Origin of the sequence: Streptomyces pratensis (assembly GCF_016804005.1) — a bacterium.
Taxonomy (GTDB): Bacteria; Actinomycetota; Actinomycetes; order Streptomycetales; family Streptomycetaceae; genus Streptomyces; species Streptomyces pratensis_A.
On the sequence record NZ_CP051486.1, the window covers coordinates 1,703,242 to 1,716,212 of the forward strand.

Sequence of the window (12,971 nt, forward strand, 5' to 3'; positions counted from 1 at the left end):
TCGGCCCGAGACCGTACACCGGTACGCCGATGCGCGTACAGAGATTCGACAGGCATTCGACGAAGAGCGGCCGGCGGGCGCGGCAGGGCGGAACCGGCTCCGCCGGAGACGGATCCGCAGCGAACTCCTGGTCGCACACGGCGACTCGGCGTCCCCCGTGGGAGATCTGACGCAGGATGAGGGTCCACGGCGTCACGCTCCGGGCGCGCAGACGGGGAGGCGTGGGCGATGGGAGTCATCGGACGACTCTGGGCGGCAGGCGAGTTCCCGTTCCGGGACGGGCTGTACCGGCCGGACGACACCGGCCTGGAGGTGTATGTGGAGGGCCCGGGGGCCTACCACCCGGAAGCCGGACAGCCCATTCCCTTCCGTCTCGGAGGGCCGGTCGACGTTGCTTCGGCCGTCGAGGCCGAGGGCTCCACCGAGGTGGGCCTCTGCTTCGAGAGTCCGCTGCCGGACGGATCCGGCTGGATGTCCGGGGGCGGCAGCGGGATGGGCAACATCGGTTACCTCGCCCGCCTCGATGCCGACCGCTCCCTTCGGTGGGTCCTCTCCATGTGGTCCTCGAACCCGTTCGTCGGCGTGCGTCACGAGGGGACGCGGGCGGCCTTCACCAACGACTGGGGGAATGTGCTGCACCTCGACCTGACGGATCCGGCGCTTCCCCGCCCATGCCGGTGAGGCGGTCCGTACCGGTGGGACCGCCCGGAGGCCGGCCGGTCAGCGCGACGAAGGCCCGTCCGCAGGCTCGGAACCGGGCTCGGAATCAGGCTCGGAACCCGGCTCGGAACCAGGACCCCAGGACGACGTGCCGTGAATCGTGTCGGCCGACCGCACGGGGCACCCCATGAGCTCCACCGCCGCCAGTACGGTGCGGCGGGTCTCCGCGCTCTCGGCGGGCGGGAAGGCGACCCGTAGCTGATGCCCGTACGCGGTCTCGTACGTCAGGAGCCAGTGGGTGCCGTCGACGGCGAATTCGTCCTGCCGCATGCCGTCGTGCTCGTAACCGCCGCGGTCCGACGTGGGCGAGAGTGCGTCGCGCAGGATCCGCAGGCGCTCCTCGTACGGGCGGGGCCCCTCGTCCAGCCGGACGTAGACATGGTCGAGCTCGATCGCGGGGTCGAACCAGGGGGCGAGCCCCGTGTCGTGGTGCAGGAGCTCGGAGGCGATGCTGCGGTCCGTCACACCGTCGAGGAACGCACCGGCCCCGCAGTCGAACCGCTCGTAGTCGTCGTCCCGGGACCAGATCACCACGGGCCAGGACTCGGGAGGCCCCTCCGTCAGCCAGCACACGTGCGCGGAGCTCTCCGTCACCGCCCAGGCCAGCAGCCCGCCGGGCTCCGGGAAGAGGGGGTAGGGGTACTGCTCGGGGAAGTCGTCGCGCAGCGGACCGTAGTCCTCCAGGAGGTCGGCGGTGAGCGGGACCGGATTGTCGTCACCGAACGGGGTGCACAGGCACAGCGCGCCCCAGAAGTCCCCGCGTCCGTAGGCCGCGACCAGTTGCTTGTAGTCCTCCGGCAGCCTGGTGCCCAGGGCACGCTCCGCCGCCGCCCAGTCACCGTGCCCGTCGACCGCGGCGGCGGGAGGGGGCACGCGTCCGGTCACCCGGGTGACGGAACTGTGCGGGCCGGTCGCGCCCCCACCTCGGCGGCCGGCCGGGTGGTGGCCCTCCGTGCTGTGTGCTGCGCGAGTCATCGCTCTCCAGGCGGGTCGTCCGGCAGACGCACGTTCTCCCCCTGGGAACACAAGGGAACTCTGGGAGCGCCTGCGCGTGCAGCATCCCAGATCTCTCCGCCCGCCTGCGTCGCCCGGCTTTCCGGCACACGGACCAGGGTCGTCTGCGGCGGATCTGCACACCGTGTCCGCAGGTGGCGAGGCGCGTCCTGCGGAGACCCCCGTGCGTACCGGATCCTTCATGCCGGTGGTCGACAATGTCCGCTTTCGCGGCGGATGAAAGTCGCGGCCGGCGGCACGTCCGTCGGTCGGGTGAGTGAAGAAGCTGTACCGGTCCATGAAGCAATGTGACCGTATTGGTCCATCGATGCCTGAGTGCCATTCATGGGACTGCTGAAAGGTGGCCTCGTAACGCCCTCACGTGCTTACATCCCTCACATCGCGGCAGCCGCAGGCAAATTCGCCGCCTACGGGCACACGGTGAGGCTTTCGGTGACCGTGGCAGCGGCAAGGGCCTTTCGCAATTGCGGAGTCGGCCCCACTCATTCGGAATCAATGCGAAGGGAATTCACACCATGAACTCCGCCCCCCAGATACAGACCCAGGAAATCTCCGACGCGGACCTGGACGGCGTGTCCGGCGGCCTCACCGGCGCGGCAGCCATCGAGGCGCCGCTCGTCGGTGGCATCGCGGGCGGGGTCAGCGCCGACCTGCTGGGTGCCTCGCCGCTCTCCGGCAGCCTCTCGGGTGCCGTCGGCAGCAACGTGCTCGGCATCGCCGGCCTCGGCTCCGCCGCCACGCTCTCGGCCTGATTCCGCTCCGGCGCCCAGCCCGTGTGCCCCGATGCCTGCCAGGTAGCGGGGCACAGGGGCCGTGGGGCGCCGTGATCAACGCACGTCGGACCTGAACCCGTGGACCGGAGGCTTCGAAAGTGAGCGACCCGCGCACCGCCCGTCGTCCAGGTGTGCCGGGCAACCGGTGGGAGCTCATCTGGAGTCACCGGGACGAACTGCTGGAGATCGCGCGCAGTCGTTCATCGAGCACCGAAGAGGCCGAGGACGCCGTTCAGGAAGCGATGATCCGCGCGGTGGAGGACCCTGACGTCCAGTACGGCCGGGTGCGCTCCTGGCTCAGGCTCGCGACCGTACGCGCATGCGCCGACCGCCACCGCCAGGTCACCCGCGAAAGGGAGTTGAGCGAGAGCCTGTCGGCCGCTCCCGTCGAACCCTTCCTGGTCGAGGAGGCGGCGTGCGACCGGGCGGAGGCCCGGTGGCTGGCCGACCGCAGCGCCGAGCTGCTGCCCGCCCGCCAGGCACAGGCGCTGCGGCTCCAGGCGCAGGATCTCGACGTCGGGCAGGTGGCCCGGACCATGGGACTGAGCTACCGGGCGACCGAGTCACTGCTCGCCAGAGCCAGACGGTCCCTGCGTGGAGTCCTGGCCGGGAGTCTCACGCTGGCCACGGCCGTCTGGATGTGCGTACGCAGATTTCCCCGCACGGGGTACGGCCAGTCCGCCGGGGCGGCATCGGCGGCGGTGACACTCGCCGTGGCGGGAGTCGTGCTCCCCGCCGGACCCTTCGACCGGCCCGACGGACGGTCTCCGGGAAACAGGCCCGAGACCGCGGTGCCGAGTGCCGCCCCGGCTGCGGAGATCGCGGCTCCCCGCGCGGCTCGGGCACGCCCTCACGCGGCATCGCTCTCCCCGGACTCCCCTCGCATCGACCGGGCGCCCGAGGACACCTCGCGGTCCGTCCCGAGGAAGCCTCCGAGGACCGACGGGCAACCGGACACGGTGGCCGTGGAGATATCGATCGGATCAGGCCGACCGGTTCCCGCACTGCCGTCGGTGGCCGTCTCCACGTCGATACCGTCACTGCCGGCCGAGGCATCGGATGTCCGTCGTCCGGAAGTGCCGTCGGTACCCTCCGCCGTCATCACCACCGGCTCCGGCTCCACGATCGATCTGCCCGACGGGCCTGCCCGCGATTGACCCGGCCCGCCCGCCCTGCGCCCCGGTCCGCGATCAGTGCGGTGGCGGCAGTGGGTTCAGGGCGTTGGCGATCGTGCAGCCGCCCTCTCCGGGCATCCGCTGGATCCGGGCCGGCACCCACACCTCGGTGGCGCCGGGTGCGACACGGGCAACGAGGCAGTCCTGCGCGTCGTAGCCGTTGCCCTTCATCGACAGGAGGACACCGACCCGTCCGCCGTCCGCCTTCACCTCCGTACGGATCGCCGGATCCATGTCCAGGGCGGCTACCCTGCGGCGCACCTCGGCCTCGTCCACCAGGCCGCCCTCCGGCACCCGGGGAAGCTTCGCGCGGAGCTCCTCGTACGGCAGTCGGGGCGGTTCCGGCGGAGGGGCGAAGGTCAGCGGACGGCTGTCCGGGCAGTCCACGGCATCGGGCTCCTCACGCCACTCCGACTCGGGCGACACCCGCACCGTGAAACAGCGCAGCACGGTGATCTCATCGATGTCGAACCATCCGTTGTACGCCGAGCCGGACGTGCGGACGACCACGTCGACGCCGTCCCCGTCGTGTGTGGAGGTACCCGTCACCCGCATCACCTCCACCCCGTCGATGCCGGAGGCGGACCGCCCCACCTCCTCCGCGGTGCGCGGACGCTGGCTGTGGAGACGCTCGCCCGCGCTCCTGGCGACACCCCGTGCCTCGTCCGTCGCCTCGCCCTCGGAGGGCTGCACGACTCCGCAGCCGACGGTGAACAGCAACAGCGGTGCCAGCACTAGGAATTGACGCATGGTTCCACCCTCCCGGTGCCGCGCGCGGCGGGCAGCCGCTCGCGTACTCAGACCGGTACAGGCGATCGTACTCAGCCGGTGTGACGATCAGACATCGCCCCGGCGCCTCGGAACGCGGAAGCCGGGATCGGCCGAAGCGCTCGTGCGCTGTACGAACCCGCAACGTGGTCGAACGCTGCTTCGCCCGGCTCAAGCAGCTCCGGGCGGCCGCGACCCGCTTCGAGGGGCTCGCCGCTCGCTACCACGCGGGGCTTCACCTCGCCTCACTCATCGTCTGGCTTCGCGAGCCGGTAACGCAGCCCCAAAGGCTCTCGACGACTGGTTGAATGCTCACCAGAGCCACTGCAAAACTGGGGGAGCTTTGAGGGTGCAGGACACGATCGCTTACGACGGCGTCGCAATATTCATACTGCTGGTCGTGGTCTGGCAGATGCGGCGACGGCTGACGCTTCGCTCCCGGGGCGTCGAGGTCATCGCTCGGTGCTTCGATCGTGATTGGCGTGGGAAAGGCGGCCCGCAGTTCCTTCTGAGGTACACGACGCCAGACGGTGTCACGCGGACACACAGTGCGGGTGAAAACCACGTCCCCGCCGGCACCCGAGAAGGGGACAGCGTTGCAGTCCTCTATGACCCCGTGTCCCCTGGGCGCGCGGAGACGGTACTTGCTTCCCGCAAACCATTCTGGAAGCACTACGACATGGCGGGCCTGGTGGGAGTTGCCCTCAGTGTCGTGCTGATGGTGCACGTCCTCTAGATCGGTCGCCACGCATCGAAAGCGGTCCGAGCCCGCCCTCACACGACGGGGCCAGCGCACATCCGGTACATCAGAGCCCTCTCACTCACGCAGCACCTGTCAGACACGGCCTAGGCCGCGGCGCCGACGAACGCGGCCCAGGCCGCCGGGGGCACGGTCAGGACCGGGCCGTCGGTGACCTTGGAGTCACGGATGTGCACGACGGCGGGGTGGGCGGACACCTCGACGCAGTCGCCGCCCTGGTCGCTGCTGTAGCTCGACTTGCGCCAGGCGTAGGCGACTTCGAGGCACGCGCCGCCCTGGTCGCTGCTGTAGCTGGACTTGAACCACGAGAGATCCGTGCCGTGTGCCGCGCGAGTCATGACTCTCCAAGCAGGTCGTCCAGTAGGCGGGCGCTGTTTTCGACGGAAAGCGCCTGCGAACGCAGCATCCCATATTTCTGCTGGAGGACACTGACGTCATCCGGATCATCGTGGAGCACACTGGTCAGCTGGGCCTCCACGTAGGCCAGATGGTCGTGGTCAGGGGTCTCCAGAAGCACCATCGGACCCGCGAGGCCGGCGTGCTTGGGGAGCCGCATAGGCATGATCTGCATTCCCAGGAAGGGAAGTTCCATGCACCGGCGCAGGTGCTGGATCTGTTCCCGCCGCATGGTGGAGTCACCGATCTCGCTGCGCAGAATGCCTTCCTCCAGGATGAAGTGGAGCATCGGCCTCGGTCTGCGTTCGAGGAGCTTCTGCCGGTCGAGCCGGGCGGCCACCCACTCCTCCAGCTGTTCGTCTTCGAGGGGCGGATAAAGGCAGGAGAAGACGAAGCGCGCGTATGCCTCCGTCTGGAGCAGCCCAGGCACCACCTGTGTTTCGTACCAGAGAAGCGTTACCGCCTCCTGCTCGTACTCCACGAAGTCCTGCACGAACGCCGGGAACCGCTCCTTCTGCGGCACCTTCGCCACGGCGACCCCCAACGCCCCCTTGGTGTCCAGCAGTTCGTCCAGCTGAGTCGCGAAATCCGCCTGGAGTGTACGGCGGCCCTGCTCGATCGAGGCGATCGTGTCCTCGCCCACGCAGAACCGGTCGGCCAGCGACGTCTGCGTATGTCCCGCCGCGCGGCGGAACGCGGCGAGCTGGGCGCCGATCACGTGCCAGGAGGTGACGCGCTTGTTCTTCTTCTTTGCCGAGTGCATGTCGTGCCCTTCCCCGTACACGAGCCCCGCCGGACCCGTCGGCGCCCGTACAAACGCGGTGTACGACCTGACGCGGTGACCAACGGTAGTGACGTTCTGTGACAGTCGTCCCGTGAATGAATCAACGCGACCCGCCTCCTTCCGTGAGGCGTTCTACCGCCGTGAGCGCCGGTCGATTCCCCTCGTGCGTCAGTTCGTCCGTGAGGCGCTGCTCGACTGGGCGTGCGAGGCGGACCTCGAAGGCGTATTGCTCTGCGTGAGCGAACTCGCCACCAACGCGCTGATCCACGGCGTACCGCCCGGAAGGGGTTTCCGTGTCCAGCTCACCCTGGCGGACATGCTCCGGATCGAGGTGCACGACAGCGGCGACGGCGAGGTCCTGGAGGTCGCGTGCCCCGAGCCGGAGGCGGACGGCGGGCGCGGACTGGTGCTCGTCGGGGCGCTGGCCGACGCCTGGGGCGTGAGGGAGCGGGATCCGGGGAAGACCGTCTGGTGCGAGTTTGCCGCTTCGGCAAGTAAGTTTGTCGAATCGACCCCGTGCGCGCACCATCTCCCACAACAGGAGGTGTTCCGCATGAGCGAGACCAACCAGCGGTACGACGTAGTGGTGATCGGCGGTGGGGCCGCCGGGCTGAGCGGGGCGCTCGCCCTGGCCAGGGCGCGGCGTTCCGTGCTCGTGATCGACGCGGGCAGCCCGCGTAACGCACCCGCGTCCCACGCGCACAACTACCTCGGCCGGGAGGGCATCCCGCCCCTGGAGCTGCTGGCCATCGGCAGGGCCGAGGCGGCCGACTACGGCGCCGAGATCATCCAGGGCAGTGTCGTCTCGGCCGAGAAGCTGTCCGACGGCTTCCGTGTCGTACGGGAGGACGGGAGCGCCGTCGAGGCCCGCCGCCTGCTCGTGACCACCGGGATCGTCGACGAGCTGCCGCCGGTCGATGGTCTCGCCGAGCGCTGGGGCAACGAGGTGCTGCACTGCCCGTACTGCCACGGCTGGGAGGTGCGGGACAGGCCGGTCGGCATTCTGGCGGTCAGCCCCATGGCCGTGCATCAGGCGCTGCTCTGGCGGCAGTGGACCGACGACGTGGTGCTGTTCCGCCACGAGCAGCCCGACTTCAGCGACGAGGAGTACGAGCAGCTCGCCGCCCGGGGCATCTCCGTGGTGGACGGCGAGGTGGCGGCGCTGGAGCCGGCCGACGACCGGCTCACCGGTGTGCGGCTGGCCGGGGGCACGGTGATCCCGCGCGAGGCACTCGTCGTCCAGCCGCGTTTCACCGCGCGGTCGGCGGTCCTGGAGAGCCTCGGTCTGGTGCCCACCGAGCTGACGATGGGTGACCACACCGTCGGCACGTACATCGCGGCCGACCCCGGCGGGGCCACCGACGTGCCCGGGGTGTGGGTGGCCGGTAACGTCGCCAACCTCATGGAGCAGGTCGTCGGAGCGGCGGCAGCCGGGCTCAAGGCGGCCTCGATGATCAACATGGACCTCGTCACCGACGACACCCGGCGCGCGGTCGACGCCCGTCGCGCGCCCTTCTCGGCCGAGGCTGAGCGCCTGGTCACCGAGCGCGTGCTCGGGGACCGCCGTCACGGACTTCAGGAGACCCGATGACCACCGACAGCACCCGCAGCGACGCCGAGATGTGGGACGACCGCTACCGCGAGAGCGACCGGATCTGGAGCGGGAACCCCAACGTCGCCCTCGTCCGTGAAGTGGAGGGCCTCACGCCGGGCCGCGCCCTCGACCTGGGGTGCGGGGAGGGCGCGGACGCCGTCTGGCTCGCCCGGTGGGGCTGGAAGGTCACCGCGACCGACATCTCGCGCGTCGCCCTGGAGCGGGCGGCGGTCCACGCGGCCGACGCCGATGTCGCGGACCGCGTCGACTGGCAGTGGCACGACCTCGGGGTCTCGTTTCCCGAGGGGGAGTACGACCTGGTCTCCGCCCAGTTCCTGCACTCCATGGGGGACCTGCCCCGCGAGCGGATCCTGCGCAGGGCCGCCGCGGCTGTCGCGCCCGGCGGCGTACTCCTGATCGTCGGGCACGCGGGCTTCCCCTCCTGGGAACACGACCACCCCGACATGGAGCTGCCGACCACGGACGAGGTGCTCGCGTCCCTCGAACTCCCGGAGGGGGACTGGGAGGTGCTGCTCAGCGAGGAGCACGAACGGATCCAGAACGACCCCGACGGCAACCCCACCACCCGCACGGACAACGCGCTGAAGGTCCGCCGCGTGCGGTGAGGTGACCGCAGCGCGCATCGGTCATTTACGGAAACGTACTTCTCAGAAGTACGTTTCCGTAACTCCGCCCGCGCGGTTGCTCCTGTGCGGCAGTTCCCTCGGATTCATGGGCGGGCTGCTGAGCGGAACGTCTCCGCTCCGGGGCAGAGCGAGCCTCGAACTCGTCGTCCACCCGCTCGACTTCCGGCAGGCTGCCGCCTTCTGGGGGATCGAGGATCCGCGCCTCGCGCTGCTCGTCCACAGTGTGGTGGGTGGCGCCCCTGCCTATCGCAGGGAGTTCGTACGTGAGGATGTTCCTGCCGGGCTGGAGGACTTCGACGCCTGGGTCTGCCGGACAGCTCTGTCGCCCCGGTCCCCGCTCTACCGGGAAGCGAGATATCTGCTGGCTGACGAATCAGATCTGCGGGACCGCGCGCTGTACCACTCCGTGCTTGAGGCGCTGGCTTCCGGCAATGCCACGGCCGGCGGCATCGCCGGCTGCCTCGGCCGGCCCGCCGGTGACCTCACGCATCCGCTCACGGTGCTGCAGGACTGTGGGCTCGTACGGCGGGAAGTGGATGCCTTCCGGAGGAACCGCAGTGTCTACCGGGTCCGTGAGCCGTTGATCGCCTTCGACCACGTCGTATCCAGGGCGACGCGTGCCCTGCTGGCCCGGGGACTGGCGGAGCAGGTCTGGGAGAGCTCCCGGGCCCGGTTCCGTTCGTCGGTCGTCGATCCGCACTTCGAGCAGATCTGCCGGGAGTGGGTGTCGCACTTCGCGTCCCCGGAGACGTTCGGAGGCATGCCGATCGACGTGTCGTACGGGACGGTCGCCGACCCGGCATCGCGTACGAGCCACGAGGTCGATGTGGTGGTGCGGGGCGCTGTCGGGCAGGACAACGGCGTGCTTCTGTCACTCGGCGAGGCGAAGTGGGACCAGGTCATGGGGGAGGGGCACCTGGACCGACTGCGGCGCATCAAGGCGCTGCTCTCCGGGAGAGGCGTCGACACCACCGCGGTGCGGCTCGCCTGCTACAGCGGCGCCGGGTTCACCGAAGGCCTGCGCGGTGCGGCAGCGGCCGGGGACGTCGTGCTGCTGGACCTGCGGCGGCTGTACGAGGGGGACTGACCGGACACAGCCGAGCGCCCGCCGCCCTCCCTCGGAGGGGAGAGCCGGCGGGCGCGCTCGGGCCGGGAGGGTCAGGCCTGCGGGGCGGCCTTGATGGCGGAGATGTCGAAGTTCAGCTTGACCTTGTCGCTGACCATCACACCGCCGGTCTCCAGGGCCGCGTTCCAGGTCAGGCCCCAGTCGGAACGGAGGATGTCGGCGCTGCCCTCGAAGCCGACGCGCTCGTTGCCGTAGACGTCGGTGGCGGAGCCGTGGAATTCCAGGTCGATCGAGAGCGGGCGGGTGACGTCCTTGATCGTCAGGTCGCCCGTGACGCGGTAGGTGTCGCCGCCGACCTGCTCGGCCTGCGTGGAGCGGAACGTCATCAGAGGGAACTTCTCGGCGTCGAAGAAGTCGCCGCTGACCAGGTGGCCGTCGCGGTCGGCGATGCCGGTGTCCACGCTGGCGATCTTGACGTCGATGGACGCGGAGGAGTTGGCCGGGTCGGAACCGTCCAGCTGCAGCGAGCCCTCGTGCTCACCGAAGGAACCGCGCACGTTGGTGACCATCGCGTGGCGCACCGTGAAACCGATGCTGCTGTGCGCCGGGTCGATCGTGTAGCTGCCGGTCAGCGCGGCCAGCGCCGGGTCCACGGCGAGGGTGGCGGTGGTGGACGGGGCGGTGTTCTTGCGGTTGAACAGAGCCATGGCTCCTCCTCGGGGGACGTGTTCAGACGAGTGGCCGTCGAAGTTCTTGTTTAACCTTCAACGAGATTGACTGTAGACCCATTTTGTTCAAAGTTCAACATCAAGGGTCCAGGCCCTTCCGGAAGTCGCGGAACACGCGGCGTGGACCGAGGCCGCCCCCTGGCGGACGCGCGTAGAGCTGGGGCACTATCTCCCTGCCCCCAATTGTCATGAGCAGGAGGACTCCCCCCATGCTGACCCGCCCCAGACTCCGTTCGGCCCTCACCGCTCTCGCCCTCGTACTGGGCGCCCTCTTCGCGCCGGGCGTCGGCGTGCTCGGCGGCGGCGCCACCGAGGCGCACGCCGTCACCAAGCTGACCCACTCCCAGGCGACCTCCCGCTTCAGTTCGTCCGGGATCACCTGGTCGTCCTCGGGCGGCTGTTCCAACCGGAACGTCTCCACCTGCACGTCGTTCGACCAGCTCAACCTGACCAGCGCCCAGGGTGCCCAGACGCTGAAGAGCGCCACGGGCTGCGCGCTCAACATCACCGGCGGCACGGAGACCGGGCACGCCGGTGGCACCTACTCGCACTGGAACGGCTACAAGCTCGACTTCGGCAAGAGCACCTGCCTGACGAACTACGTGAAGGGCACCTTCACCTACATCGGCGTACGGGGTGACGGCGCACCCCAGTACCGCTCGGGCTCCGGCAACGTCTACGCGGACGAGGGCAACCACTGGGACGTGACGTACTACAACTGCGGCGGCTGCTGACCCCCGTACGTGCGAGGTGCCCCCGCCCACCGGACGGGGGCACCTCGCACGTACGGGGCCGGCGTCCCGTCGAGGGCGCCGGCCCGGTGCTGACGGCGGTCGGCCCGGAGTGCGGCGGGCGGCCCCCGCCCGGGGCCGCCCGCCTCGCGTCAGGAACCCACGCTCACCGTGAAGCGGCGGGGGTTGCCGTCGTGGGCAGCCCCCGACACGTCCGGCTCACCGTCCGGGCGTACGTCGTCGTAGGGGAACGCGTAGCCGATCGGTGAATTCGCGTGGACGACGCGCGACCAGTGGTTCGTCACCCCGCCCTTGTAGTAGTCCGCCACCGTGGTGCCGTTGGGCTGCTGCGGGTGGCTGAGCATGATCGAGCGGTTGAAGCCGGCCGCGATCCTGGCCAGCAGTGCCTTCTTGTCGTCGGAGTCCCCGGGGTTGTTCGTGAAGGGACCGTGGTTGCAGGTGAATATGTCCTTGGACGTCGGCTTCACGAACGTGTGGCCGCCCTCGAAGGTCAGCGTGTCCCCGCTGACGCGGCCCGCCAGTGTTCCCCGGCCGCCCTGAAGGTCGATCCGCAGGTCGGTGGAGCGGTACTTCTCCCAGACCTCGTCGATCTGCGCGGTGAACAGGTCCCGGAACGGCATCTCGTTCGGCCGGTCGAAGAAGGGCGCCATCAGATTCTGCGGCGAGACGACCCGCAGGACCTGCCCGTCCGTGCCCTTGGTGACCAGCTCGTCCCAGGGCTGTCCGTCGGAGGCCGCCTGGGCGATGAGGTCGTCGGCGATGCGCTGGACCGCGCCGTCCGGGAGCGGGGCCACCGTGTGCGTGGCGTCGCCCTCCAGCGTCAGCCCGATCGGGAGCGCCGTCACCAGGTCGACGTAGCTGATGTTGGCGTACAGCTGCTGCGGATTGAAGGTGAACTCGCAGAACGACCAGGTCCTGCCGTAGTTCGGGTCGGTGGGGGTCGCGAAGGCCGGCTCGACCAGGGACGGCCCCGGGTTGAGGTAGAAGTCCAGCTTGTCGTCGCGCACGAAGTAGACCCTCGCCCCGTACATCTGAGGCAAGGTCAGGACGACCGGTCCGGCACCCGCGGCCTTCAGCGGGATGGCGCAGTCCACCGGCAGCGGGGTCTGCGGGGCGCCGGGGGAGTCGGGGCGGTAGACGCTGCCGTCGGGGCGCAGGAGCACCCAGCGGTCCGTGCCCTGCTCGTGGCCGGTGACGTACGCGTGCACAGTGCCTGGCAGCGAGCGGTTCTCCAAGGCCAGTTCGCACGTCGCGGGGGCCGCCGACGTACGCGGGCTCAGGGCGCTGCCCCAGAGCGGATAGGTGAGCGCGGTCGCGGAGGCGGCGGCGCCCGTCAGGAACATTCTGCGCGAAATCACGAAGGAACTCCCGGAGTGTGGGGGGTCGCAGACAGGGGTCAGGACATGGTGTGGGGAGGTCGAGCAGTGGGGGCTGTCTGCGGTGCGCACCACTCTCGCGACGCCTCCCGTGAGCGTCAAGACTTATGACTGAGAGCGCTCTCAGGATGAGCCGTTCTTCACAACTCGACGCTGCCGCCCGGGTTTTGGCCACGCTTGGTCGATCGCTGAGTGCGCGGAGTGAACAGGAACTGAACGCGATGGCCGCGGAATCCGGAGGAGGTGGAGGGGGCCCGGCCGGCCGCACGGTCGCCGGGGTGGGTACTGTCGCCTCGGTGGTGCGGGTAGGGATTCCGGGTATGGGCTCACTGCCCTGTGTGCCTCGATCGACGGTGCGTCGTCGCTCGGCGCGCGCCCCTGTCGGCGAGAGGCTGCTGCCCCCCCGGTGTGTGTCGTC

Annotated in this window: 14 protein-coding genes and 1 pseudogene; 9 read left to right on the plus strand and 6 right to left on the minus strand. The window is 69.7% G+C overall.

Annotated elements, in window-relative coordinates; genetic code table 11:
- The first annotated feature begins 228 nt into the window (after positions 1-228).
- Positions 229-681, plus strand: coding sequence for a hypothetical protein (locus HED23_RS07575; protein WP_203182647.1), 453 nt, complete (start codon positions 229-231; stop codon positions 679-681).
- A 39-nt stretch (positions 682-720) separates the two neighbouring features.
- On the opposite strand, the gene HED23_RS07580 is transcribed toward HED23_RS07575, so the two are convergent.
- Positions 721-1,695 (minus strand): SMI1/KNR4 family protein, encoded by a 975-nt coding sequence (locus HED23_RS07580; RefSeq protein ID WP_203182648.1) that lies wholly within the window; start codon positions 1,693-1,695, stop codon positions 721-723.
- Positions 1,696-2,249: 554 nt separating this feature from the next.
- Between HED23_RS07580 and HED23_RS07585 the strand changes: the two genes are divergently transcribed.
- A complete protein-coding gene (locus HED23_RS07585) occupies positions 2,250-2,486 on the plus strand; it encodes a hypothetical protein (RefSeq protein WP_203182649.1) in 237 nt (78 codons plus the stop codon).
- Between the two features lie 119 nt (positions 2,487-2,605).
- Complete coding sequence (locus HED23_RS07590) at positions 2,606-3,664, plus strand: sigma-70 family RNA polymerase sigma factor (protein ID WP_203182650.1); 1,059 nt, start codon at positions 2,606-2,608, stop codon at positions 3,662-3,664.
- Positions 3,665-3,697: 33 nt separating this feature from the next.
- On the opposite strand, the gene HED23_RS07595 is transcribed toward HED23_RS07590, so the two are convergent.
- Entirely contained in the window at positions 3,698-4,432 is a 735-nt protein-coding gene (locus HED23_RS07595; RefSeq protein ID WP_203182651.1) for a translation initiation factor IF-2, read from the minus strand.
- Positions 4,433-4,799: 367 nt separating this feature from the next.
- Here HED23_RS07595 and HED23_RS07605 point away from each other — a divergent pair, with 367 nt between their 5' ends.
- The gene (locus HED23_RS07605; RefSeq protein WP_203182652.1) at positions 4,800-5,186 is read left to right on the plus strand and encodes a DUF3592 domain-containing protein; all 387 of its coding nucleotides are present in this window, start codon (positions 4,800-4,802) and stop codon (positions 5,184-5,186) included.
- 110 nt (positions 5,187-5,296) lie between these two features.
- On the opposite strand, the gene HED23_RS07610 is transcribed toward HED23_RS07605, so the two are convergent.
- Both HED23_RS07610 and HED23_RS07615 read right to left on the minus strand, forming a co-directional pair.
- Positions 5,297-5,548, minus strand: coding sequence for a DUF397 domain-containing protein (locus HED23_RS07610; RefSeq protein ID WP_203182653.1), 252 nt, complete (start codon positions 5,546-5,548; stop codon positions 5,297-5,299).
- Positions 5,545-6,369, minus strand: a complete 825-nt coding sequence (locus HED23_RS07615; protein WP_203182654.1) for a helix-turn-helix domain-containing protein — start codon at positions 6,367-6,369, stop codon at positions 5,545-5,547. Before HED23_RS07615 ends, HED23_RS07610 begins: the two co-directional genes overlap by 4 nt.
- 112 nt (positions 6,370-6,481) lie before the next feature.
- Here HED23_RS07615 and HED23_RS34950 point away from each other — a divergent pair.
- The 4 genes and pseudogenes from HED23_RS34950 to HED23_RS07630 all read left to right on the plus strand — a co-directional run.
- Positions 6,482-6,850: pseudogene (locus HED23_RS34950) on the plus strand (ATP-binding protein); the annotation flags it as partial.
- A gap of 93 nt (positions 6,851-6,943) precedes the next feature.
- Entirely contained in the window at positions 6,944-7,981 is a 1,038-nt protein-coding gene (locus HED23_RS34955) for an NAD(P)/FAD-dependent oxidoreductase (RefSeq protein WP_238442253.1), read from the plus strand.
- A complete protein-coding gene (locus tag HED23_RS34960) occupies positions 7,978-8,610 on the plus strand; it encodes a class I SAM-dependent methyltransferase (protein ID WP_238441873.1) in 633 nt (210 codons plus the stop codon). The genes HED23_RS34955 and HED23_RS34960 overlap by 4 nt, the downstream gene beginning before the upstream one ends.
- Before the next feature lie 106 nt (positions 8,611-8,716).
- Entirely contained in the window at positions 8,717-9,718 is a 1,002-nt protein-coding gene (locus tag HED23_RS07630; RefSeq protein ID WP_203182655.1) for an AAA family ATPase, read from the plus strand.
- A gap of 71 nt (positions 9,719-9,789) precedes the next feature.
- Here HED23_RS07630 and HED23_RS07635 read toward each other — a convergent pair whose 3' ends face one another.
- Positions 9,790-10,404 carry a YceI family protein gene (locus HED23_RS07635; protein ID WP_203182656.1) on the minus strand — a complete coding sequence of 205 codons (615 nt, stop codon included), beginning with the start codon at positions 10,402-10,404 and terminating at the stop codon, positions 9,790-9,792.
- A 230-nt stretch (positions 10,405-10,634) separates the two neighbouring features.
- Between HED23_RS07635 and HED23_RS07640 the strand changes: the two genes are divergently transcribed.
- On the plus strand, positions 10,635-11,159 hold the full coding sequence (locus HED23_RS07640) for a hypothetical protein (protein ID WP_203182657.1): 525 nt from the start codon (positions 10,635-10,637) through the stop codon (positions 11,157-11,159).
- A gap of 149 nt (positions 11,160-11,308) precedes the next feature.
- Here the strand turns inward: HED23_RS07640 and HED23_RS07645 are convergent, their stop codons facing one another.
- Complete coding sequence (locus HED23_RS07645) at positions 11,309-12,520, minus strand: glycoside hydrolase family 64 protein (RefSeq protein WP_203187398.1); 1,212 nt, start codon at positions 12,518-12,520, stop codon at positions 11,309-11,311.
- Between the last annotated feature and the right edge of the window lie 451 nt (positions 12,521-12,971).

What these genes read in the sequence shown, in the direction of transcription:
- HED23_RS07575 (WP_203182647.1), top strand. Translation starts at nt 229, where the DNA reads ATGGGAGTCATCGGACGACTCTGGGCGGCAGGCGAGTTCCCGTTCCGG.
- HED23_RS07580 (WP_203182648.1), bottom strand. Translation starts at nt 1,695, where the DNA reads ATGACTCGCGCAGCACACAGCACGGAGGGCCACCACCCGGCCGGCCGC.
- HED23_RS07585 (WP_203182649.1), top strand. Translation starts at nt 2,250, where the DNA reads ATGAACTCCGCCCCCCAGATACAGACCCAGGAAATCTCCGACGCGGAC.
- HED23_RS07595 (WP_203182651.1), bottom strand. Translation starts at nt 4,432, where the DNA reads ATGCGTCAATTCCTAGTGCTGGCACCGCTGTTGCTGTTCACCGTCGGC.
- HED23_RS07610 (WP_203182653.1), bottom strand. Translation starts at nt 5,548, where the DNA reads ATGACTCGCGCGGCACACGGCACGGATCTCTCGTGGTTCAAGTCCAGC.
- HED23_RS07615 (WP_203182654.1), bottom strand. Translation starts at nt 6,369, where the DNA reads ATGCACTCGGCAAAGAAGAAGAACAAGCGCGTCACCTCCTGGCACGTG.
- HED23_RS34955 (WP_238442253.1), top strand. Translation starts at nt 6,944, where the DNA reads ATGAGCGAGACCAACCAGCGGTACGACGTAGTGGTGATCGGCGGTGGG.
- HED23_RS34960 (WP_238441873.1), top strand. Translation starts at nt 7,978, where the DNA reads ATGACCACCGACAGCACCCGCAGCGACGCCGAGATGTGGGACGACCGC.
- HED23_RS07630 (WP_203182655.1), top strand. Translation starts at nt 8,717, where the DNA reads ATGGGCGGGCTGCTGAGCGGAACGTCTCCGCTCCGGGGCAGAGCGAGC.
- HED23_RS07635 (WP_203182656.1), bottom strand. Translation starts at nt 10,404, where the DNA reads ATGGCTCTGTTCAACCGCAAGAACACCGCCCCGTCCACCACCGCCACC.
- HED23_RS07640 (WP_203182657.1), top strand. Translation starts at nt 10,635, where the DNA reads ATGCTGACCCGCCCCAGACTCCGTTCGGCCCTCACCGCTCTCGCCCTC.
- HED23_RS07645 (WP_203187398.1), bottom strand. Translation starts at nt 12,520, where the DNA reads ATGTTCCTGACGGGCGCCGCCGCCTCCGCGACCGCGCTCACCTATCCG.